The following is a 268-nucleotide window of genomic DNA, read 5'->3' as shown; positions in this document are numbered from 1 at the left end:
GAATTAAACCCGAAGGTTTAACTCGGTTGATTACTTGATTACTTTCAATGTCGTTTTATCCAGTTTTCAATGAACAAATGTAAGTTTGGTGGAGCCTAACGGGATCGAACCGTTGACCTCCTGCGTGCAAGGCAGGCGCTCTCCCAGCTGAGCTAAGGCCCCAAAGTAAAGGGTATGAGACAAGAGGGTATATGGTGGGCCTAAGTGGACTCGAACCACCGACCTCACGCTTATCAGGCGTGCGCTCTAACCAGCTGAGCTATAGGCC

At 49.3% G+C, this 268-nt stretch carries 1 tRNA gene; it reads right to left on the bottom strand.

The window, feature by feature from the left end:
- Window positions 1-86: 86 nt before the first annotated feature.
- Window positions 87-162, bottom strand: a tRNA-Ala gene (locus GDZ68_RS17995).
- Window positions 163-268: the final 106 nt, after the last annotated feature.

It is taken from the genome of Sporosarcina cascadiensis, assembly GCF_009650995.1.
GTDB classification, from domain to species: domain Bacteria; phylum Bacillota; class Bacilli; order Bacillales_A; family Planococcaceae; genus Sporosarcina; species Sporosarcina cascadiensis.
This window is presented reverse-complemented; position numbering and strand designations above follow the sequence as displayed.